Consider the following 21,501-nt stretch of genomic DNA (forward strand, 5'->3'; position numbering starts at 1 on the left):
TCATGTGGATTCGCACTGCATCCAAGGATGATATCAATGCTATTCATGATCTTCTGATCGAAACATGGCATGCTGTATTTGATGATCTCGTCGGACGTGAAGAGGTAGACCGTAGAATCTCCCATGATTATACGCCCGACATATTGAAGAAAATGCTCAGCCGTCCCGCATCCGAATTTATCGTCGCAGATGATGGCGAACTGCTTCACGGGGTGGCTTATGCAGCGCAGGGCGCTGTCAAGGGTGATTCGGAAATAGCTCTTGTGTTTCATTTATGTGTAAAGCCGGAAAGTCAGGGGCAGGGGATCGGTCAACGTTTGTTGATAGAACTTGAAGAAGCCTTTCCTGCTGCGCGGAAAATTCGTATCTCGCTCAATAAAAAGACGAGCGGGCGCAAAAATTCTTTGAAGAACAAGGCTATAAAAGACTGGGGAAAAATAGCGACAATGTCCCGAACGATGATATTGTGTTCGAGAAAACGCTATTTTGACAATGTGAATAATAACTTGCTTTTAATGCTGTCGGGCTGCATAACATTTAAAGTTTGTTATTCGTTTGAAGCTTATGGGCTGGACTGAAGGAGCTCGCACTGAAATGGCTGGTATCTGGAAACAGGTTTTTACGTGGTGGAATGGTAACACCATCAATACGCGGTTTTTTACGTGGCTACATGGCAAGCGCGTCGGCGAGGACGAGTTCGGAAATATCTATTATGAAGGTGGCCTTCATAAAGACGGTTATCCACGTCGCTGGGTCATTTATAAGAATTATTCCGAAGCTTCGACAATTCCCGCCGGTTGGCATGGCTGGATCCATCATCGGACAAATACACCACCAAGCGCTGAAAATTATCACGCACGTGAATGGGAAAAGCCGCATCACCCAAATCTCACCGGCACAAGTCAGGCCTATACGCCAAAAGGCTCGATTACACATCATGGTGAGCGGCCACATGTGACCGGCGATTATGATGCCTGGACACCGGGTAAATAATTAAACAGTGGCGGACAAACCGAAGGTTTCCGCCATATTGCCATAATTGGCAGATAAGCTTCGGGCTTTAATTGAAGTTGTTGATGCGGTGCTATGAAATTTTTTAAACCGTTTCCAAAAAGTTGCTTATTTGCCGTGATTGGCGTTGCCGGTATCCTCGCTGGCACCACGTCGGTATTTTCTCAGGAAACAACACGTTTGAGCAATCCGGTTGCCGTCTTTTCGGGGCTGGATAAAATAACCGGCCGTATTACAACATTCGATGTCTATATCGGCGAGACATATCAATTTGGTGCGTTGCAAGTAACCCCGCGTGTCTGTTACTCGAACTCGGCAGATGAGGCAACGCGTACCGATGGATTTGTTGAAGTCAATGAAATCACGTTGGACAAAAAATAAAACGCATTTTCACAGGGTGGATGTTTGCCGACAGTCCTGGTCTTAATGCTGTCGAGCACCCGATTTATGATGTTTGGCTGAAAGACTGCAAACAAAAATCGAAAGTTCCCGCACCTCAGTGATCTTTCTGAATTGGCATTTATTATTCATTTCATCCGGTTCATGTAATGGGTGGGCAATCGCCGTGCTATTCCCCCCATAACAATGCGAATGTTGTCTGAAATCGGCATTAACCGGTTGGAAGCTGTCATTTTCCGGAAATCTCTTGGTTGAAATCAACATTTTACGCAGGATAGCCGTTTGTTTTTTCAAAACTTCAGGCAAAAGCACCGGTCATCTGAAAGGCGTGAATCCGGAATGTTCTGACGTGACACTGCTTTTGGTGCAAGGCCATCCCGAAAGGAAATCTATTTTTCACCCAAAGGCCGCTTAATCCGGTTTTATATGAAATGGATATTAAAAATTATAAAAAGCTTGGCCCCGTCAATAATTGTGACTTCAAGTCTTCAAGCGATTTGAATTACACATTGCGAAGTTGAAAAGTTAATATTCGGGCGTGATGTTCGTTGTTTTCAGAAGCGGATTGCCTTTATTTTCGATTTATTTGCGTTTTTATATCTCAAACAACAAGGCTTAAGCTTGGCGTAAGCGTCGCGCATTAATCTTTCAATCGGAAAATCCGCAGTGTTTCAGAAGGCGCAACATGCTGTCAATTCGTTTTGTGAAAAAGAGTCTTGCTTATCTGATTTTGGCTTGTTGTCTCACCGCCTGCCAGTGGACAACAGAACCTTCAACAACACATGATTATTATACGCGTGTTACGGAACTTAGCTCCAAAAGTTTCTATTTTACGAACAATCCTTTGATACAACTGGAAATGCAGGCAAAATGGATAAGCAATCAAGGTTACGTCATTGATACGATCGCAACGTCTACAAACAGCAACGATCTTGATATTAGTCTGGCATGGTCGCAGAAACGAAACTATCGTTATGTTGCACGGGAAAAACTGAATATAGTTTGTACGATCGGATGTACAAATTCGGAAAAAGGCCGCATTTTTATTCCTGAAGATGAATTTCGCCAATATGCTGTCAGCGGATTTATTTTTAAACTTGTCGGGCGCGGGAATTATGTTGACGGATTTCTTGATAAAAGAGCTTTTCAGCAAGTTCTTGACCAGATGCAATCCATGCCGAAATATTGAATATCAAAATCAATTTATCAGGTAAAAATTCAACGATTTTTTATTTTTTCATTTCCTTTAGTTTTTTAGCGTTTTACGCTGGGCTATGAATTTTTTGAAAGTAAAGTGGGGTGGGGATGCAATGCGTTGGAAAATATCTGCTGTTTTTATGGGAGTGTTGGTACCGTCATTTTTTTGACAGATTTTGCTTTGGCTGACGACTTATTGGCGTTGGTGAATGTATCGGAACAAACAATGGTCGTTAAAAAAAACGGCAAGACACTTTATCATTGGAAAGTATCGACAGGCCGTAAAGGTTATACGACGCCAAGCGGAACTTTCAGACCCGTCAGAATGCATAAAATGTGGCGGAGCAGAAAATATGACAACGCGCCTATGCCTTATGCGATTTTCTATAACGAAGGCTATGCAATCCACGGAACTTCATATGTAAGCAGGTTAGGTAGCCCTGCAAGCCATGGCTGCATACGCCTGAATACGGCAAATGCGCAGATACTCTATAAAATGCTGCAAGAAGCGGGGCCGGAAAATTTGAAAATTGTGATTAAATAATGGTTTGTAATCACCGGAACTGGCCAGCATTTTTTGAACATTATCAAATATGGTTTTATTGCGTAGCAATCGTTATAGGGCTCGTTACCGGATGCTTTTCGCCAATATCAGGTTTTGCCAATCGAGCATTACAAGTGATGTTACCTCTATTGCTGCTTGTCACATTTTTGCAGGTTCCGTGCGCAGCAATTGTCAATAGTTTCAGTGACAAACGTTTTATTGCGGGGCTAATCGTCGGCAATTTCCTGTTTATTCCGGCTCTCGTGTTTTTATTATTATGGTCGGGTTTGTCGTGGCTGGATTTTCCGGATAAACAGCTTTCTTTTTCGACATTAACATCCGGCAACAATCCTTATCTTTACTTTTCCCTATTTGGAGCAATCCTGCTTTGCGCACCTTGTGTTGATTATGTTGTGTCTTTTTGCCGTATGGCAAAAGGTGATGCCACAGCTCTGACTGCGATGCTTCCGGTTTTATTGATCGTCCAACTGTGTTTTCTGTTTCTTTGGGGGGTAATGGGCTTCGGGAATACCACAACTCTTGCAGATGAACGGCAAAAAATCGGTGAATTTTTGTTTTCGGTTGTCTCGGTTCTGGTTTTACCGTTATGTATTGCCTGGCTTCTTCAGGGAATATCCCGTCATAACAAATTCATTTCCACTTCGACTTCGGTCATGGAAAAAAGTGTCGTTCCTGTTACCGCACTCACATTGATGGTTATCGCTACCTATGCCAGTTCGGAAATTTTTTCGACATTCAAAAATTGCTGTTCTGCTGCGGAAAATACGAGTTTATTTGGCCTGAATAATCGGCTATCGGGCGAAAATTTACCTATGCTCGATAATGCTGAACCCGTTTCTTGTTGTGATAAAAAGCAATTATCCGGTGCATTTTTATACGGGGTTTTATTTTATGCGCTATATGCCTTTCTTGCGCCATTTATCGGTTTTTTAACTGCAAAATTAACGAGGCTTGGCCGGAAAAAGGCAATTGCTCTGAGTTTTAGTGTTTCCACGCGAAATTCTCTGGTTTTGTTGCCACTTTTGCTATCTATAGCACCCTCTGGTGGACGCGCTCTGATTACCGGCGTTGTTTTGACACAAACCTGCGTCGAACTTGTTGCCGAAATTATATATTTACGTTTGATACCGCGTTACGCACAAAAACATTTCCGATGTCAGGAGACTGAATGTGAACAACGACTATAACGACCACGCTTTTAACCGAAGGCAACACACACCGCTGTTCAATATACCAACCATCATCGTTATCATCGTTGCGGTATGTGCTTTCAGTTTTTTAATTCCGGAATATTTCTTTTCACCCCGAAACTACGATATATTTTATACCTATCTCGCTTTTATTCCCGATTTCTTCAGTCATGCTTTCCTGAAATTCTGGTATACACCGGTCAGCTATTCATTTTTGCATGCAAGCCTCATGCATGTTGGCGTCAATATGATGTGGCTTGTGATATTCGGCTCACCGCTTGCCAACCGGATAGGCAGTTTGAGGTTTATTGTCTTCTGGTGTGTATGTTCGGCTGCCGCCGCTTTTGCGCATTTATACATTTATCCCGATAGTTATGTGCCGATGGTTGGTGCGTCAGGTGCCATATCCGGTATGATGGGAGCTGCTGCACGCTACGGTTTTAGGCAGGTGCAAAATCAAGGATATAGACAAAGGTCGGAATTTGCCGGACCGATTTTATCCATAGGTCAATCACTGGTCTCGAAGAATGTCGTCGTTTTTATCGGTACATGGATCATCATCGACATCATTACTGGCATTGCGACACCATCTATCGGGGGGGAAGAAAGTTCAATCGCCTGGGTGGCACATATTGGCGGGCTGTTAGCCGGTTTCTTTCTCATAGGAATATTTGACAAACGCAGAAATCAGGAACTTTAGCAGCCACCTGATTCCGGTCGGCATGGTGTTTTCTCAATTTGATGAAAAACCGGCTTGATATATCCGGCGTTGAAAAAATCCGGAATGAAATCCGGATTATTTTTTTGTGAGATAATTGCGTGCAGCATAAAGCGAAATGGCTGCGGCATTGGAAACATTCAGGGATTTTATCGCTCCCGGCATATCGAGGCGGGCAAGCACAGAAACAGTTTCGCGTGTCTTTTGCCTCAATCCTTTTCCTTCAGCACCAAGAACGAGGGCGATATGACCGCCTTTCAAACTTGGTTCGAGAGGAAGTGGTCCTTCCGAATCAAGTCCGAAACTCGTGAAACCGGCTTTGTGTAGTTCTTCGAGTGCGTCTGCGAGATTGCGCACGGCAATGTGGTCTATAAGTTCCAAAGCACCGGAGGCAGCTTTTGCAAGGACTCCGGTCTCCTGTGCCGAATGCCTGTTCGTTGTAATAAGAGCACCGGCATCGAATGCAACCGCCGAACGCATAATAGCGCCGACATTGTGCGGATCGGTGACCTGATCGAGCACGATAACAAGATCGGTATCGGAGAGTTCGTCAAGCGAGCGTGGTTTCAAAGGTTCTGTTTCGAGAACGACACCTTGGTGTACCGCCTCGCTACCGACAAGCGAATCAAGCACTTTCGGCGCAACCACTTCCACCGGACAATTTAATTCTGATTCGTCGAGACCAAGACGGTCAAACGCGTTTTTTGTGACAGAAAGCTTCTTGAGTTTGCGCTTTTTATTGCGAAGGGCGGCAGCAACCGTATGGAGGCCATAAAGCCGGAGTTCTCCGTCATTAAAGGGTGACGGTTCAATTTTCGGGCGGTTGTTTTTTTCACCTCTTAAGCCCGAACGGTCACGATATTGGCGGCGTAGTCGGGCGTAATGGGAATCTTTTGGAGTTTTTTCGTTCATGGTTTTCTATAGCCGATTGCTTGTCCTATCCGATACTAAAAAATGTGAAAAAAGAATTTTTTGATATTAAAATGAAAAGAACGGAATTTAACCTGTTGACAGAGGCAATGCTAAACGGCATAACGCCCCACACAAACAGAACGAGTTCTTTATGTATTTGGTCTGGTTGTATATGCCTTATCGCGCAACTTCGCTAGGTATTTAATGGAGGGGTGCCCGAGTGGTTAAAGGGGACGGACTGTAAATCCGTTGCTTTATGCTACGTTGGTTCGAATCCAACCCCCTCCACCATTTACCGGAGCCGGAGTCAACGTGCGGGTATAGCTCAATGGTAGAGCAGCAGCCTTCCAAGCTGAATACGCGGGTTCGATTCCCGCTACCCGCTCCAAGCGTTCGTTAGCGATAAAGCAATAAAATATTGGGGTAAAACTCCATTGTGACCAGACGGAAGTTTCCGTTTATTAGATGTAAGCCGGTTTGAAGTTTTAATCCGGTAATGTTCGGTTCTGAAACCCTGTAAGGGTGTTAACAAGACGAGAGATCGACGGCGATGGCAAAGAGCAAATATGAACGTACGAAGCCGCATGTAAATATCGGCACGATTGGTCACGTTGACCATGGTAAAACAACGTTGACGGCAGCGATTACAAAGTATTTTGGCGAGTTCAAGGCGTATGACCAGATTGATGCTGCGCCGGAAGAACGCGCTCGTGGTATCACGATTTCTACAGCACACGTAGAATACGAGACAGAGAAGCGTCACTACGCCCATGTCGATTGCCCCGGACACGCTGACTATGTCAAGAACATGATTACCGGTGCTGCCCAGATGGACGGTGCAATTCTTGTTGTTTCTGCTGCTGATGGCCCGATGCCCCAGACACGCGAACACATTCTTCTTGCCCGTCAGGTTGGTGTTCCTGCTATTGTTGTTTTCCTGAATAAAGTCGATCAGGTGGACGACGAAGAGCTGTTGGAACTGGTTGAACTTGAAGTTCGCGAACTTCTTTCAAAATATGATTTCCCCGGCGACGAGATTCCGATTGTCAAGGGTTCGGCATTGGCTGCTCTTGAAGGCACCAACAAGGAAATCGGTGAAGATGCTGTTCGTCTTTTGATGCACGAAGTTGATGAATATATCCCGACTCCGAAGCGTCCGATCGACCAGCCTTTCCTTATGCCGATTGAAGACGTGTTCTCGATTTCCGGTCGTGGTACAGTTGTGACCGGCCGTGTTGAACGCGGTATTGTCAAGGTTGGTGACGAAGTTGAAATCGTTGGTATCCGTCCGACGACAAAGACCACAGTGACCGGCGTTGAAATGTTCCGCAAGCTTCTTGATGAAGGTGAAGCAGGCGACAATATCGGTGCTCTTCTTCGTGGTATTGAACGTGAAGGTGTTGAACGTGGACAGGTATTGGCAAAGCCCGGTACTGTTACACCGCACACCAAGTTCAAGGCAGAAGCCTATATTTTGACAAAGGATGAAGGTGGTCGTCACACACCATTTTTCACCAATTACCGTCCGCAATTCTATTTCCGTACGACAGACGTTACCGGTATTGTAACATTGCCGGAAGGTACAGAAATGGTTATGCCGGGTGATAACGTTACGATGGATGTTACACTGATTGTTCCGGTTGCTATGGAAGAGAAGCTCCGCTTCGCTATCCGTGAAGGTGGCCACACGGTTGGTGCCGGTATTGTTTCCAAAATCATTGAATAGTCAAGAGAAAGACAGACATGCAGTTTGGTGTGTCTGTCTTGACGTGAAGGGGTATAGCTCAGTTGGTAGAGCGGCGGTCTCCAAAACCGCAGGTCGTGGGTTCGAACCCTACTGCCCCTGCCATTTTTTTCAATTAATACCGGATAGATGTATGGGTGCGGTTTTTTTATAAAACCTGCTTATACATTTTTGTTTTTTATAGACAGGTGTTTTTGAAAAAAGTCGGCAAAAGGGTCGCAACTATCGTTGCTATTCGTCACCGGTTTGTTGCTAAACGAATAATCGCTGTTTGCCGTGATTCATTTTTCGGCCAGTTCGGGTTATTAATTGTGCGAAGTTTTGGCTTGTAATTTTATGAATAACGCTTTATTTAGTGTTAACAAGGAAATCGCGTGAGGCTGGGTGATTGGCCTTTCGCGGTTTTGGCATGTTTAAAGTAGATTTTGTGATTCGCGATATAATCAGGAAAACATAGGGAAAGTGATGGCTGCCAAGACAAACCCCATTACCTTTATCAAACAGGTTCGTGCCGAGACTGCAAAAGTAACCTGGCCGACACGTCGCGAAACAACAATTTCGACAGTTATGGTTGTTTTGATGGCAGCTTTTGCGGCTGCATTCTTTTTCATCGCAGACCAGATTATGAATTTTGGCGTTTGGGAGAGTATTGATCTTCTAAAACGTCTTTTCAGCTAATAGTTCAAGGAAAGTAACCGTGGCTGCTCGTTGGTATATTGTTCAGGCCTATTCGAACTTTGAAAAAAAAGTTGCAGAGGCTATTGAAAAGGAAGCAAAGCTGAAAGGCTTGGATCATCTGTTCGAGAAAATTCTTGTTCCGACGGAAAAAGTTGTAGAAGTCCGTCGTGGGCGCAAAGTTGATTCGGAACGGAAATTTTTCCCCGGCTATGTTCTTGTTCGTGCGGATTTGACGGATGACGTTTATCATCTTATAAAAAACACGCCGAAGGTAACAGGCTTTTTGGGGTCTGACTCCAAGCCTGTACCGATTACCGATCGGGAAGCGGATCAGATTCTTAATCAGGTTCAGCAAGGGATTGAACGTCCGAAGTCCTCAGTTTCGTTTGAAGTCGGCGAACAGGTTCGTGTTGCTGATGGTCCATTTGCTTCATTCAATGGAATCGTTCAGGAAGTCGAGGATGAAAGATCCCGCCTGAAGGTGGAGGTTTCGATTTTCGGACGTGCTACTCCGGTCGATCTCGACTTTGGTCAGGTCGAAAAGCTCTGATTGATTTTTCAAAGAACACTCGTCGGAAGCAAGGTGTTTTTGAAATTGGATTGTGGAAGGTGATTATAACTTTAGCCGGTTATATGAGCCAGACCACAAAACTGCAAAACCGGTTATCCGGTTATATAAACCGCCGATTTTCGGCATAGTTAAAAAGGCAGATTATTATGGCTAAAAAAATTGCAGGCCAGCTTAAGCTGCAGGTACCGGCAGGGGCCGCCAACCCGTCTCCGCCAATTGGACCTGCTCTTGGTCAGCGCGGCATTAATATTATGGAATTCTGTAAAGCATTCAATGCTGCTTCTCAGGAAATGGAGAAGAATTCTCCGATACCGGTCGTTATTACCTATTATCAGGACAAGTCTTTCACTTTTTCGATGAAGACGCCTCCGGTTTCCTATTTCTTGAAAAAAGAAGCAAATTTGAAATCGGGTTCAAAAGAACCGGGCAAAACAGTTGCCGGCACGATTTCGCGTGACAAGGTTCGCAAAATTGCGCAAGCCAAGATGAAAGATCTTAACGCCAATGACGTTGAGGCTGCTATGCGTATGATTGAAGGTTCAGCCCGCTCGATGGGTCTACAGGTGGTGGGCTAAGATTATGGCGAAGATAGCAAAAAGACTTAAAAAAATCCGTGAAGGTGTAGACTTCAACAAGTTGTATCCTCTGGATGAAGCGGTCAAGATGGTGAAAGACCGTGCGATCGCCAAATTTGACGAAACAATCGAGATTACCATGAATCTGGGTGTTGACCCCCGCTATGCAGACCAGATGGTTCGCGGCGTTGTCAATCTTCCGAATGGAACAGGTCGTCACGTACGCGTTGCAGTTTTTGCTCGTGGTGATAAAGCTGAAGAGGCAAAAGCAGCCGGTGCCGATATTGTTGGTGCCGAGGATTTGTTCGAGACCGTAAATGGCGGTACAATCGAATTCGATCGTTGTATTGCTACACCGGATATGATGCCGTTGGTTGGTCGTTTGGGTAAAATTCTTGGACCGCGTAGTTTGATGCCGAACCCGAAAGTGGGTACGGTTACACCTGATGTTGCGGCTGCAGTGAAGGCTTCCAAAGGCGGCGCGGTAGAGTTCCGTGTTGAAAAAGCCGGTATTGTACATGCCGGTGTTGGTAAAGCTTCCTTTAGTGCCGAGCAGATTGCCCAGAATGTGAAAGCATTTGCCGATGCAGTTTTGAAAGCCAAGCCAACAGGCGCCAAGGGTGATTATCTGAAGCGTGTCGGTCTTTCTTCAACTATGGGTGTTGGTGTCAAGATCGATTTGGCAACGGTTCGTCCGGAGCAATAAGAATTCAGCCAGTTTTGTTACTGGCGTACTAATCCGGGCTTTTCAGGAAGTCCGGGTCATACCGGGGAAACCCGGAATGTCCTGTCCGAGATTGTGGGTGACACATTAAGTGTCTTAATAGAATTTGAACCTGCATGAGACTGGGGTAATGACCTTGATGTTTTCGAGACTAAAAGGTTTGAACCAGCGTTGCCTTTGAGTGCTTTTCAAAAAAAAGCGTGAAAAAGGGGACAGGATCCTCACTGATAACAGAAATGGTTCTGTTATCTCAAGGCAACCCGACAGGTTTTTGATAGAACCTGTTAAATGGAGAGAGACAGTGGATAGAGCGGAAAAACGCGAATTTGTCACATGGCTCAATGGGACTTTGAAAGAGTCCGGTTCGGTCGTTGTGGCTCACTATTCCGGTCTGACAGTTTCACAAATGAACGAACTTCGTTCTAAAATGAGTGAAGCTGGCGGCGCCGTTAAAGTCGCAAAAAACCGCCTTGCCAAGATCGCTCTTAAGGGCACGGATTCGGAGTCGATTTCAGATCTGTTCACCGGACAGACACTGATCGCCTATTCTTCGGACCCGGTGACAGCACCGAAAATTGCTGTCGAATTTTCTAAAGCTAATGACAAGCTTGTCATTCTTGGTGGCGCTATGGGTGCTACGAACTTGAACGCGGACGCTGTGAAGTCTTTGGCTTCGTTGCCGTCTCTGGACGAGTTGCGTGCGAAACTGGTTGGAATGATTTCCACACCGGCTACCCGTATTGCTCAAGTTGTCAAGGCACCTGCCGGTCAGGTTGCACGTGTTATTGGCGCATATGCCCGCAAGAACGAAGCGGCTTAAGGCTGTTTCGCAAGCCGGCTATAGACGCTTAAAACAAGTCTTTTTAGTCGGTTCGCTGTTAAACAATTGGTTAAACCTTTTATTTGAAGGAATATAAAAATGGCTGATCTCGCAAAGATCGTTGAAGACCTTTCCAACCTCACCGTTTTGGAAGCTGCAGAGCTTTCCAAGATGCTCGAAGAAAAATGGGGCGTTTCGGCTGCTGCACCGGTAGCTGTTGCTGCTGTTGCTGGCGCTGCTGCTCCGGCTGCTGAAGAAAAAACTGAATTTGACGTTATCCTCGTTTCTGGCGGCGCCCAGAAGATCAACGTCATCAAGGAAGTTCGCGGCATTACAGGTCTTGGCCTTAAAGAAGCCAAGGATTTGGTTGAAGGTGCTCCGAAGCCCGTTAAAGAGGGCGTTTCCAAGGACGAAGCCGAGAAACTTAAAGAACAGCTTGAAAAAGCTGGTGCAAAGGTTGAACTTAAATAAGTTCGCAAAACCGGTGGGCTTTCGCTCACCGGTTCCACATCCGCAAGGATGGAAACGAGCTTTGGATTGAACCCTTTTCCTGACAGTTCGGTGGCTGTCAGGAAACGGGTTTAAACCGTTCAAGGACATGACATTAGAATCAACGATTGGATGGTTGGTCGTCGGTCTTTGAGAAAACAAGGCGCTCCGGTTGCATGGGGGTTGCCAATCAACATCCGGTTCCGGATGTCTGATGTAAAACAAGTAAAGTGTAGATCGCTATGATCTACTTGAACTGGTTCGCTTTAAGCGGATTAATGATGTATTGTTCTTAAGGAGTGAAAGCTCCTGAAAGGCACAAATCGAGGAGCGACGATGGCTCAGACCCTTTCATTTAATGGTCGCAGGCGCGTGCGCAAGGTATTCGGAAAGATTCCCGAAGTGGCCAAGATGCCGAACCTTATTGAGGTTCAAAAGGCTTCTTATGACCAATTCCTGATGGTTGATGAACCAAAAGGGGGAAGAAAAGACGAAGGCTTGCAAGCAGTATTCAAGTCGGTATTTCCGATAACGGATTTTTCGGGTGCATCCATGCTCGAATTCGTCCGTTACGAATTTGATCCACCAAAGTTCGACGTTGAAGAATGTCGGCAACGCGATCTTACATATGCGGCACCTCTTAAGGTGACGCTGCGTTTGATCGTATTTGATATTGATGAAGATACCGGTTCCAAAGATATTAAAGATATCAAGGAGCAAGATGTCTATATGGGTGATATGCCCCTTATGACAGATAACGGTACGTTTATCGTCAACGGTACGGAACGTGTTATCGTATCCCAGATGCACCGCTCACCGGGTGTATTCTTCGATCACGATAAGGGAAAATCCCATTCTTCCGGCAAACTGTTGTTTGCTGCTCGTATCATTCCATATCGTGGTTCATGGCTCGACATCGAATTCGATGCCAAGGATATTGTTTACGCACGTATTGATCGGCGCCGCAAGATACCTGTCACAAGTATTCTGATGGCGCTCGGAATGGATGGACAGGAAATCCTGTCGACATTCTATAATACGGTTACTTTCAAACGTGCCAAAGATGGTTGGCGCATTCCTTATTCGGCTGAACGCTATAAGGGAATGAAGTTGCTGGCTGATCTTGTTGATGCCGATACGGGTGAAGTTGTAGCACAGGCAGGCAAAAAGCTCACAGCTCGTGCGGCAAAGCAACTTGTCGAAAAAGGGTTGAAAGAGATCAAGGCGACAGAAGACGATCTTTATGGTTCCTATCTGGCCGAAGATATTGTCAATTACGAAACCGGTGAAATCTATCTTGAAGCCGGTGACGAGATTGACGAAAAGACTCTTCAGGTTTTGCTTGACCAGAATGTCGACGAAATCAATGTTCTCGATATCGACCATGTCAATATCGGTGCATATATTCGCAACACACTCGCGGCTGACAAAAATCAGAGCCGGCAGGATGCATTGTTCGATATTTATCGTGTTATGCGCCCTGGCGAACCGCCCACACTTGAAACAGCCGAAGCGATGTTCAATTCGCTGTTCTTTGATCCGGAGCGCTATGATCTTTCGGCCGTCGGTCGCGTAAAGATGAACATGCGTCTTGATCTTGATTGTCCGGATACGATCCGCATTTTGCGCAAAGAAGATATTCTGGCAGTTGTCAAGACACTTGTCGAACTGCGTGATGGTCGTGGTGAAATCGACGATATTGATAACCTCGGTAACCGTCGTGTCCGCGCTGTCGGCGAATTGATGGAAAACCAGTATCGTATCGGTCTGTTGAGGATGGAACGCGCCATCAAGGAGCGTATGTCTTCAATCGAGATCGACACGGTTATGCCGCAAGATCTTATCAATGCCAAACCGGCTGCTGCTGCTGTGCGTGAATTCTTCGGATCGTCGCAGTTGTCGCAATTTATGGATCAGACCAATCCGCTTTCGGAAATTACCCATAAGCGGCGTCTGTCGGCATTGGGACCGGGTGGTCTTACCCGCGAACGTGCCGGTTTCGAGGTTCGCGACGTGCATCCGACCCATTATGGTCGTATCTGCCCGATTGAAACACCGGAAGGTCCGAATATCGGTCTTATCAACTCGCTTGCAACATTTGCCCGTGTCAACAAATATGGATTTATTGAAAGTCCGTATCGCAAGATCATTGATGGCAAAGTTACACGCGAAGTCGTTTATCTTTCGGCTATGGAAGAGTCCAAGCACTATGTGGCACAGGCAAATTCCAACCTGTCGGATGACGGCAAATTTGTTGATGAATTCGTCGTTTGTCGTCATGCCAACGAAGTGTTGATGGCACCGCGCGAGAATATCGACCTCATGGACGTTTCGCCGAAGCAGTTGGTTTCTGTTGCTGCAGCGCTTATTCCGTTCCTCGAAAACGACGACGCGAACCGCGCTTTGATGGGTTCCAACATGCAACGTCAGGCTGTGCCTCTGGTTCGCGCCGAAGCACCGTTTGTCGGAACCGGTATGGAACCGATTGTTGCCCGTGACTCCGGTGCTGCAATTGCAGCCAAACGAGGTGGCATTGTCGATCAGGTTGACGCAACGCGTATTGTTATTCGTGCAACACAGGATCTTGACCCGACCAAATCGGGTGTGGATATTTATCGTTTGCACAAATTCCAGCGCTCCAACCAGTCGACCTGTATCAACCAGCGTCCTTTGGTTCGCGTTGGCGACCATATCGAAAAGGGCGATATCATTGCTGATGGTCCGTCGACCGATCTCGGTGATCTGGCTCTTGGTCGTAACGTTCTCGTCGCGTTCATGCCTTGGAACGGCTATAACTATGAAGATGCTGTTCTGTTGTCCGAACGGATGGTTGCAGAAGATGTATTCACCTCGATCCATATCGAGGAATACGAAGTTTCTGCCCGTGATACGAAACTTGGACCGGAAGAGATCACACGTGATATTCCGAATGTTTCGGAAGAAGCACTGAAGAACCTCGATGAAGCCGGCATTGTTTATATCGGTGCCGAAGTTCAACCCGGTGATATTCTCGTTGGCAAGATCACGCCGAAGGGTGAAAGCCCGATGACACCGGAAGAGAAACTCTTGCGAGCTATCTTCGGTGAAAAGGCTTCCGATGTTCGTGATACGTCAATGCGTATGCCTCCGGGGGCATTCGGTACAGTCGTTGAAGTTCGTGTTTTCAATCGCCACGGCGTTGAAAAGGACGAACGTGCAATGGCTATCGAACGTGAAGAAATCGAGCGTTTGGCGAAAGACCGTGATGACGAACAGTCCATTCTGGACCGCAGCGTTTATGCACGCCTTGTCGATATGCTGAATGGAAAAACGGCTATTGAAGGGCCTAAGGGCTTCAAGAAAGGCACAAGCCTTACTGAAGCTGTCATGAAAGAGTTTCCGCGTTCACAGTGGTGGCAATTCGCCGTCGAGGATGAAAAGCTTCAGGGTGAAATCGAAGCATTGCGCAAGCAATACGACGAATCCAAGGATGCTCTCCAGCGTCGCTTCATGGACAAGGTTGAAAAAGTCCAGCGTGGTGACGAAATGCCTCCGGGTGTCATGAAGATGGTCAAGGTTTTTGTTGCTGTTAAGCGCAAAATCCAGCCGGGTGACAAGATGGCCGGTCGCCATGGTAACAAGGGTGTTGTTTCGCGCATTCTGCCGATTGAAGACATGCCGTTCCTTGCAGATGGTACACATGCCGATATCGTGTTGAACCCTCTGGGCGTTCCGAGCCGAATGAATGTCGGGCAAATTCTCGAAACCCACCTTGGTTGGGCTTGTGCCGGTATTGGCAAGCAGATAGGCGATTTGTTGGAAGCTTATCGTAAAGGCGGAGACATCAAGCCGTTACGTCAACGGATCGAGGATATTATTCCCGATAATGACCGTAACGAGCCGATCCGCGAATACGATGATCCAAGCATTGTTCGCCTTGCCGACCAGATGAGCCATGGTGTGTCGATTTCGACACCGGTTTTCGATGGTGCACATGATGCCGACATCAACGAAATGTTGAAAGAAGCAGGACTTGCAACATCGGGTCAGGTTCAACTGTTTGATGGCCGTACCGGTGAACCTTTCGATCGTCAGGTGACAGTGGGCTATATTTATATGCTCAAACTGCACCATCTGGTTGATGACAAGATTCACGCCCGTTCGATCGGACCTTACTCGCTTGTTACCCAGCAACCGTTGGGTGGTAAAGCACAGTTCGGTGGTCAACGTTTCGGCGAGATGGAGGTCTGGGCACTTGAAGCTTATGGTGCCGCTTACACCTTGCAGGAAATGCTGACAGTGAAGTCTGACGACGTTGCCGGACGTACCAAAGTTTACGAAGCTATTGTTCGTGGCGATGATACGTTTGAAGCCGGCATACCGGAAAGCTTCAACGTTCTGGTTAAGGAAATGCGGTCTCTTGGGCTTAATGTCGAGCTTGATGATACGCGTGAATTATTGGCTCAGCAGCAAAACTTGCCGGATGCAGCCGAGTAATCGGAAAGGTGCGCCCAAGAGGGCGCACCTCCATTGGCTTTTGTTAAGTCGAACAAATAGATTTCTACTGAGATAGGTTTTTGTTTATCAATGGACAAAAATGACTATCGCAACGGGTTTTAGATAAAACCCCTGAAGGAGAACGGCATGAACCAAGAGGTCATGAATCTTTTCAATCCTCAGGCGCCTACACAGACGTTTGATTCCATCAGGATATCAATCGCCAGCCCTGAGAAGATTCTGTCCTGGTCTTATGGCGAAATCAAAAAGCCTGAGACCATTAACTACCGTACGTTCAAGCCAGAGCGTGACGGGCTTTTCTGCGCACGTATTTTCGGGCCGATCAAAGATTATGAATGTCTATGCGGCAAATACAAGCGCATGAAGTATAAAGGCATTATTTGCGAAAAATGCGGCGTTGAAGTAACTCTTTCACGTGTTCGCCGCGAGCGTATGGGGCATATCGAACTTGCTGCTCCAGTCGCACATATATGGTTTTTGAAATCACTGCCGAGCCGTATCGGTACACTTCTTGATATGACTCTCAAGGATATCGAGCGTGTTCTTTATTTCGAGAACTACATTGTAACCGAACCCGGATTGACTTCGCTCAAAATGCATCAGCTTCTTTCCGAAGAAGAATATATGATGGCGGTTGACGAATTCGGGCCGGACCAGTTTACCGCTTTGATCGGTGCAGAAGCGATCTATGAGCTGCTCGCAGCAATGGATTTGCAGAAAATAGCTGCCGATCTGCGTGCGGAACTCGCAGAGACGACATCGGATTTGAAAATCAAGAAATTGATGAAACGTCTGAAAATCGTCGAGAATTTTATCGAGTCCGGAAATCGTCCGGAATGGATGATTATGAAGGTTATTCCGGTTATTCCTCCGGATTTACGCCCGTTGGTTCCGCTTGATGGTGGCCGTTTTGCGACATCCGACCTTAACGACCTCTATCGTCGCGTTATCAACCGTAACAACCGTTTGAAACGTTTGATCGAACTTCGCGCACCCGGCATTATCGTACGCAATGAAAAGCGTATGTTGCAGGAAGCCGTCGATGCTCTGTTCGATAATGGTCGTCGTGGACGTGTCATTACCGGTGCCAATAAGCGGCCGCTGAAATCGCTTTCGGATATGCTGAAAGGCAAGCAGGGACGTTTCCGTCAAAACCTGCTTGGTAAGCGCGTCGATTATTCCGGTCGTTCGGTTATCGTTACAGGTCCTGAACTGAAGTTGCATCAATGCGGCTTGCCGAAAAAAATGGCTTTGGAACTGTTCAAGCCGTTTATTTACGCACGCCTCGACGCAAAGGGTTTTTCGTCAACCGTAAAACAAGCCAAGAAGCTCGTTGAAAAAGAACGTCCTGAAGTTTGGGATATTCTCGAAGAGGTTATCCGTGAACACCCCGTTCTTTTGAACCGCGCTCCGACCTTGCACCGTTTGGGTATTCAGGCTTTTGAACCGACCTTGATTGAAGGTAAGGCAATCCAGCTTCATCCGCTGGTTTGTACCGCTTTCAACGCGGATTTCGATGGCGACCAAATGGCTGTCCACGTACCGCTGTCGCTTGAAGCCCAGCTTGAAGCCCGCGTCCTGATGATGTCGACCAACAATATTCTGCATCCTGCCAATGGCGCGCCGATTATTGTTCCCTCGCAAGATATGGTGCTCGGCCTTTATTACCTGTCGATTGTTTGCGAACATGAACCGGGTGAGGGCATGGCGTTTGGTGATATGGGTGAATTGCAACATGCGTTGGATAGCAAAGTTGTAACGCTTCACACAAAGATCAAAGGCCGCGTTAAAAGTGTTGACGCCGATGGCAATATCGTCTCGAAAATTTACGACACAACACCGGGACGGCTTATCATCGGTGAAACATTGCCGAAAAATCCGAACATCAAGTTCGATATCGTCAATCAGGAAATGACCAAAAAGAACATTTCCAAGATGATCGACCATGTTTACCGTCACTGCGGGCAAAAAGAAACAGTGATGTTCTGCGACCGCATCATGTCACTCGGTTTTGCCAATGCTTGCCGTGCCGGCATTTCGTTCGGTAAGGACGATATGGTTATACCGGAAAGCAAGGCAAGACTGGTTCAGGAAACCGAGGCTTTGGCCAAGGAATATGAACAGCAATATAATGACGGTCTTATTACACAGGGCGAAAAGTACAACAAGGTTGTCGACGCTTGGGGTAAATGTACCGATCGTGTTGCCGACGAGATGATGAAACGTATTCAGGCGGTTGAATTCGATCCCGTAACAGGGCGTCAAAAACCGATGAATTCGATTTACATGATGTCCCACTCCGGTGCTCGTGGATCGCCGAACCAGATGAAGCAGTTGGGCGGTATGCGTGGCTTGATGGCTAAACCTTCGGGCGAAATCATCGAAACGCCGATTATCTCCAACTTCAAAGAAGGTCTGACTGTGAACGAGTACTTTAACTCGACACACGGTGCCCGTAAGGGACTTGCCGATACAGCCTTAAAGACTGCGAACTCCGGTTATTTGACCCGTCGTCTTGTTGACGTTGCTCAGGATGCTATCATTTCCGAGGTTGATTGCGGAACGGATAAGGGCCTGACAATGCAGGCGATCGTCGATGCCGGTCAGGTTGTTGCCTCTCTCGGCCAACGTATTCTTGGTCGTACCGCACTTCATGATATTATTCATCCGACTACGGGCGAAGTTATCGTTGAAGGCGGCCGCATGATCGAGGAAGCAGACGTTGCCAAGATCGAAGCTGCCGGTATCCAGTCTGTCCAGATCCGTTCGGCACTGACTTGTGAAACCCGCGTCGGGGTTTGCGCCAAGTGCTATGGTCGTGATCTGGCACGTGGTACACCTGTCAATCAGGGTGAAGCAGTGGGTGTTATTGCCGCGCAGTCTATCGGCGAACCCGGTACACAGTTGACAATGCGTACATTCCACTTGGGTGGTACTGCACAGGTTGTTGATACTTCCTATCTGGAAGCATCCTATGAAGGTAAGGTTGAACTGCGCAATCGTAAGGTTGTTCGCAATTCTGAAGGCCATCTGGTCGTTATGGGCCGTAATATGGCTATCCTTATCAAGGATGAAAATGGCAAGGAACGCGCTTCCCACCGTATTACCTACGGTGCCCGCATCTTCGTCGATGATGGCGATGTGGTTAAACGCGGCCAACGTATTGCCGAATGGGATCCGTATACCCGTCCGATTATGACTGAAGTCGAGGGCTATGTCGGGTTCGAGGATATGCTTGACGGTCTGTCTGTTACAGAGACAACCGATGAATCAACCGGTATCACCAAACGTCAGGTTATTGACTGGCGCGCCAACCCCCGTGGTGCAGAACTCAAACCTGCCATTGTTATCTATGCGGATAAGAAGGGCAGCAAGATTGCCAAGCTCTCGAAGGGCGGTGATGCGCGTTACATGATGTCGGTGGAAACCATTCTTTCGGTTGAACCGGGTGCTCATGTCAAAGCCGGTGACGTGATCGGACGTCTGCCGATGGAAAGCGCCAAGACCAAGGATATTACCGGTGGTCTTCCGCGTGTTGCCGAGCTTTTTGAAGCCCGTCGTCCAAAGGATCATGCCATTATTGCTGAAATTGATGGTACAATCCGCTTTGGACGCGACTACAAGAACAAACGGCGTATCACGATCGAACCGAATGATGACACGGTCGAGCCTGTCGAATATCTTATTCCGAAGGGCAAGCCGTTCCATCTGCAGGATGGTGACCAGATAGAAAAGGGTGATTACATCCTTGACGGTAATCCGGCACCGCATGATATTCTGGCAATCAAGGGCGTGGAAGCATTGGCTTCCTATCTCGTCAACGAGATCCAGTCGGTTTATCGCCTTCAGGGTGTTGTGATTAACGATAAGCATATCGAAGTCATTGTTCGCCAGATGCTGCAAAAAGTCGAAATTACCGATTCCGGTGATTCAGGCTATATTCCGGGTGACAATGTCGACCGGATCGAGCTTCAGGAAGTCAATGATCGGCTCATCGAAGAAGGTAAGAAACCGGCAAGCGGTAATCCTGTCTTGTTGGGTATTACAAAAGCTTCGTTGCAAACGCCGTCGTTTATTTCGGCTGCTTCCTTCCAGGAGACCACACGCGTGCTTACAGAAGCTGCGGTTGCCGGAAAGATGGATACCTTGCAGGGCTTGAAGGAAAACGTTATCGTTGGTCGTCTTATCCCTGCCGGTACAGGTGGCACAATTGCCCAAATCCGTCGTATTGCCACAGCTCGTGACGATTTGATCGTTGACGAACATCGCAAGGCAAATGGCGGTGATAAAGCAAATGCAATGTTGTCGGATATGACACATACGGCTGCTGAATAAGCCCATTATTTGGCTGGTTTTGGAAAAAAGAAAAGCCCGACTTAACGGTCGGGCTTTTCTGTATATTAATGTTTAAATCTGTCTATTAATGTTTAAAAAATTTCGGGCTTGAAAGAGGAAAGCCGGTTTTTAGAAAGAAATTGTCCGATCAGTTATCATTTCAGATATTCGGAAATTTCAATCAGATTCAAGTCTGGGTCACGTATGTAAACGGAACGGATTTTCCCGTTCGCTCCGGTGCGCTCGACAGGACCTTCAACAATAGGACAGTTGCTCTTTTTCAGTTGAGTAATGACCATATCTAGCGGAAGTTTTGATATGAAACAAAGATCGAGACTTCCCGGAACGGGTAGGTGAGCTTTCGGTTCATATTCCTTGCCATATTGATGGAGATTGATCTTCTGATTGCCGAAGCGGAGTGCAAAACGGTTTTCTCCGAAAACTTCGAGTTTCAGTTGCAAAACGTCGGTATAAAAGCGTTTGGTCGCTTCCAAATCGATACAGGTCATAACAATATGGTCAATGTGGTCGATAAACATAGAGAGTCTCCGGAACAGTTTGTTTCTTGATGATTGTTCGGAATATAGGCAGAAATCGTTCCCGATAAAGTGGATGACATCATTTCATTATGATGAATATTTATCTCTTCGTTATCTATTCCAATATAGGGATGCGAATTTTTTAAAATAATGTTTGATGGTTGTCTAAGAGAAAATAGCGACATCATTTTTGAAATGGTTTTTAAGTAATGTTTATTTGTTTTTATGTATTATTGTTCAAAAAATATGAAAACACTAAAAAAACAGAAATAAAACCGGTTTTAAATTTGAAAATTTTTAGCAATAGCAATGTCCTTATTTTTTTATGAAACAGTAACGGCTTTTATTGGAGGTATTTTTGCCTCTCCAACGATTGTAAAAGAGGCCATACGCCGTAACCGAAAAATTGTGATGACAAATGGCAAATTTTTTAAATCCGTTTTTATTGATACTGGTCATGTGTCCGGTGCATTTCAGCTTGTTGGAAAAGTGCGAGCAAAAGCCAGAAGCGTTAATGAACGAGGGAGGCGATAAAGT

The 21,501-nt window shown here is 46.5% G+C and carries 18 protein-coding genes, 3 tRNA genes and 1 pseudogene; 20 read left to right on the forward strand and 2 right to left on the reverse strand.

Annotated features, from left to right (window positions below; genetic code table 11):
* Positions 1 to 2 precede the first annotated feature (2 nt).
* The 7 genes and pseudogenes from BBC0122_RS04900 (at position 3) to BBC0122_RS04930 (ending at position 5,062) form a co-directional block, all read left to right on the forward strand.
* The gene (locus BBC0122_RS04900; protein ID WP_225868152.1) at positions 3 to 578 is read left to right on the forward strand and encodes a GNAT family N-acetyltransferase; all 576 of its coding nucleotides are present in this window, start codon (positions 3 to 5) and stop codon (positions 576 to 578) included.
* Positions 579 to 594: 16 nt separating this feature from the next.
* Complete coding sequence (locus BBC0122_RS04905; protein ID WP_077991848.1) at positions 595 to 993, forward strand: NADH:ubiquinone oxidoreductase subunit NDUFA12; 399 nt, start codon at positions 595 to 597, stop codon at positions 991 to 993.
* 93 nt (positions 994 to 1,086) lie between these two features.
* A pseudogene (locus BBC0122_RS04910) lies at positions 1,087 to 1,514 on the forward strand (DUF2155 domain-containing protein).
* A 581-nt stretch (positions 1,515 to 2,095) separates the two neighbouring features.
* Positions 2,096 to 2,599, forward strand: coding sequence for a hypothetical protein (locus BBC0122_RS04915; protein ID WP_077991849.1), 504 nt, complete (start codon positions 2,096 to 2,098; stop codon positions 2,597 to 2,599).
* A gap of 210 nt (positions 2,600 to 2,809) precedes the next feature.
* Complete coding sequence (locus BBC0122_RS04920) at positions 2,810 to 3,151, forward strand: L,D-transpeptidase (protein ID WP_257788085.1); 342 nt, start codon at positions 2,810 to 2,812, stop codon at positions 3,149 to 3,151.
* A 137-nt stretch (positions 3,152 to 3,288) separates the two neighbouring features.
* Entirely contained in the window at positions 3,289 to 4,359 is a 1,071-nt protein-coding gene (locus tag BBC0122_RS04925; RefSeq protein ID WP_149866638.1) for a hypothetical protein, read from the forward strand.
* Positions 4,343 to 5,062: a rhomboid family intramembrane serine protease gene (locus BBC0122_RS04930; protein WP_225868153.1), complete on the forward strand. Its 720-nt coding sequence runs from the start codon at positions 4,343 to 4,345 to the stop codon at positions 5,060 to 5,062. Before BBC0122_RS04925 ends, BBC0122_RS04930 begins: the two co-directional genes overlap by 17 nt.
* A gap of 96 nt (positions 5,063 to 5,158) precedes the next feature.
* On the opposite strand, the gene BBC0122_RS04935 is transcribed toward BBC0122_RS04930, so the two are convergent.
* A complete protein-coding gene (locus tag BBC0122_RS04935; RefSeq protein WP_077991854.1) occupies positions 5,159 to 5,992 on the reverse strand; it encodes a TrmH family RNA methyltransferase in 834 nt (277 codons plus the stop codon).
* A 206-nt stretch (positions 5,993 to 6,198) separates the two neighbouring features.
* Here BBC0122_RS04935 and BBC0122_RS04940 point away from each other — a divergent pair.
* From BBC0122_RS04940 to rpoC, 12 genes are all read left to right on the forward strand, one after another.
* A tRNA-Tyr gene (locus BBC0122_RS04940) sits at positions 6,199 to 6,283 on the forward strand.
* Between the two features lie 23 nt (positions 6,284 to 6,306).
* Positions 6,307 to 6,380, forward strand: a tRNA-Gly gene (locus BBC0122_RS04945).
* 162 nt (positions 6,381 to 6,542) lie between these two features.
* On the forward strand, positions 6,543 to 7,718 hold the full coding sequence (tuf, locus tag BBC0122_RS04950) for an elongation factor Tu (RefSeq protein WP_077991855.1): 1,176 nt from the start codon (positions 6,543 to 6,545) through the stop codon (positions 7,716 to 7,718).
* Between the two features lie 47 nt (positions 7,719 to 7,765).
* Positions 7,766 to 7,841, forward strand: a tRNA-Trp gene (locus BBC0122_RS04955).
* Positions 7,842 to 8,201: 360 nt separating this feature from the next.
* Positions 8,202 to 8,414: a preprotein translocase subunit SecE gene (secE, locus tag BBC0122_RS04965; protein WP_077991858.1), complete on the forward strand. Its 213-nt coding sequence runs from the start codon at positions 8,202 to 8,204 to the stop codon at positions 8,412 to 8,414.
* Between the two features lie 19 nt (positions 8,415 to 8,433).
* Positions 8,434 to 8,964 (forward strand): transcription termination/antitermination protein NusG, encoded by a 531-nt coding sequence (nusG, locus tag BBC0122_RS04970; RefSeq protein ID WP_077971157.1) that lies wholly within the window; start codon positions 8,434 to 8,436, stop codon positions 8,962 to 8,964.
* 167 nt (positions 8,965 to 9,131) lie between these two features.
* Positions 9,132 to 9,560: a 50S ribosomal protein L11 gene (gene rplK / locus BBC0122_RS04975; RefSeq protein WP_077971159.1), complete on the forward strand. Its 429-nt coding sequence runs from the start codon at positions 9,132 to 9,134 to the stop codon at positions 9,558 to 9,560.
* 4 nt (positions 9,561 to 9,564) lie between these two features.
* Positions 9,565 to 10,266, forward strand: coding sequence for a 50S ribosomal protein L1 (gene rplA, locus BBC0122_RS04980; protein WP_077991859.1), 702 nt, complete (start codon positions 9,565 to 9,567; stop codon positions 10,264 to 10,266).
* Positions 10,267 to 10,585: 319 nt separating this feature from the next.
* Positions 10,586 to 11,104: a 50S ribosomal protein L10 gene (rplJ, locus tag BBC0122_RS04985; protein WP_077991861.1), complete on the forward strand. Its 519-nt coding sequence runs from the start codon at positions 10,586 to 10,588 to the stop codon at positions 11,102 to 11,104.
* A gap of 99 nt (positions 11,105 to 11,203) precedes the next feature.
* Entirely contained in the window at positions 11,204 to 11,575 is a 372-nt protein-coding gene (rplL, locus tag BBC0122_RS04990; RefSeq protein ID WP_077991862.1) for a 50S ribosomal protein L7/L12, read from the forward strand.
* Between the two features lie 354 nt (positions 11,576 to 11,929).
* On the forward strand, positions 11,930 to 16,069 hold the full coding sequence (gene rpoB, locus BBC0122_RS04995; protein ID WP_077991864.1) for a DNA-directed RNA polymerase subunit beta: 4,140 nt from the start codon (positions 11,930 to 11,932) through the stop codon (positions 16,067 to 16,069).
* A gap of 147 nt (positions 16,070 to 16,216) precedes the next feature.
* Positions 16,217 to 20,425 (forward strand): DNA-directed RNA polymerase subunit beta', encoded by a 4,209-nt coding sequence (gene rpoC / locus BBC0122_RS05000; RefSeq protein ID WP_077991865.1) that lies wholly within the window; start codon positions 16,217 to 16,219, stop codon positions 20,423 to 20,425.
* 155 nt (positions 20,426 to 20,580) lie between these two features.
* Here the strand turns inward: rpoC and BBC0122_RS05005 are convergent, their stop codons facing one another.
* Complete coding sequence (locus tag BBC0122_RS05005; protein WP_077991867.1) at positions 20,581 to 20,964, reverse strand: VOC family protein; 384 nt, start codon at positions 20,962 to 20,964, stop codon at positions 20,581 to 20,583.
* A gap of 309 nt (positions 20,965 to 21,273) precedes the next feature.
* Between BBC0122_RS05005 and BBC0122_RS05010 the strand changes: the two genes are divergently transcribed.
* Positions 21,274 to 21,498, forward strand: coding sequence for a hypothetical protein (locus BBC0122_RS05010; RefSeq protein WP_077991869.1), 225 nt, complete (start codon positions 21,274 to 21,276; stop codon positions 21,496 to 21,498).
* Positions 21,499 to 21,501 lie beyond the last annotated feature (3 nt).

Origin of the sequence: Ditibartonella choladocola (assembly GCF_002007565.1) — a bacterium.
Taxonomy (GTDB): domain Bacteria; phylum Pseudomonadota; class Alphaproteobacteria; order Rhizobiales; family Rhizobiaceae; genus Bartonella; species Bartonella choladocola.

Coding starts and splice junctions, on each gene's coding strand:
- BBC0122_RS04900 (WP_225868152.1), top strand. CDS start 3: ATGTGGATTCGCACTGCATCCAAGGATGATATCAATGCTATTCATGAT.
- BBC0122_RS04905 (WP_077991848.1), top strand. CDS start 595: ATGGCTGGTATCTGGAAACAGGTTTTTACGTGGTGGAATGGTAACACC.
- BBC0122_RS04915 (WP_077991849.1), top strand. CDS start 2,096: ATGCTGTCAATTCGTTTTGTGAAAAAGAGTCTTGCTTATCTGATTTTG.
- BBC0122_RS04925 (WP_149866638.1), top strand. CDS start 3,289: ATGTTACCTCTATTGCTGCTTGTCACATTTTTGCAGGTTCCGTGCGCA.
- BBC0122_RS04935 (WP_077991854.1), bottom strand. CDS start 5,992: ATGAACGAAAAAACTCCAAAAGATTCCCATTACGCCCGACTACGCCGC.
- tuf (WP_077991855.1), top strand. CDS start 6,543: ATGGCAAAGAGCAAATATGAACGTACGAAGCCGCATGTAAATATCGGC.
- secE (WP_077991858.1), top strand. CDS start 8,202: ATGGCTGCCAAGACAAACCCCATTACCTTTATCAAACAGGTTCGTGCC.
- rplK (WP_077971159.1), top strand. CDS start 9,132: ATGGCTAAAAAAATTGCAGGCCAGCTTAAGCTGCAGGTACCGGCAGGG.
- rplA (WP_077991859.1), top strand. CDS start 9,565: ATGGCGAAGATAGCAAAAAGACTTAAAAAAATCCGTGAAGGTGTAGAC.
- rplL (WP_077991862.1), top strand. CDS start 11,204: ATGGCTGATCTCGCAAAGATCGTTGAAGACCTTTCCAACCTCACCGTT.
- rpoB (WP_077991864.1), top strand. CDS start 11,930: ATGGCTCAGACCCTTTCATTTAATGGTCGCAGGCGCGTGCGCAAGGTA.
- rpoC (WP_077991865.1), top strand. CDS start 16,217: ATGAACCAAGAGGTCATGAATCTTTTCAATCCTCAGGCGCCTACACAG.
- BBC0122_RS05005 (WP_077991867.1), bottom strand. CDS start 20,964: ATGTTTATCGACCACATTGACCATATTGTTATGACCTGTATCGATTTG.
- BBC0122_RS05010 (WP_077991869.1), top strand. CDS start 21,274: ATGTCCTTATTTTTTTATGAAACAGTAACGGCTTTTATTGGAGGTATT.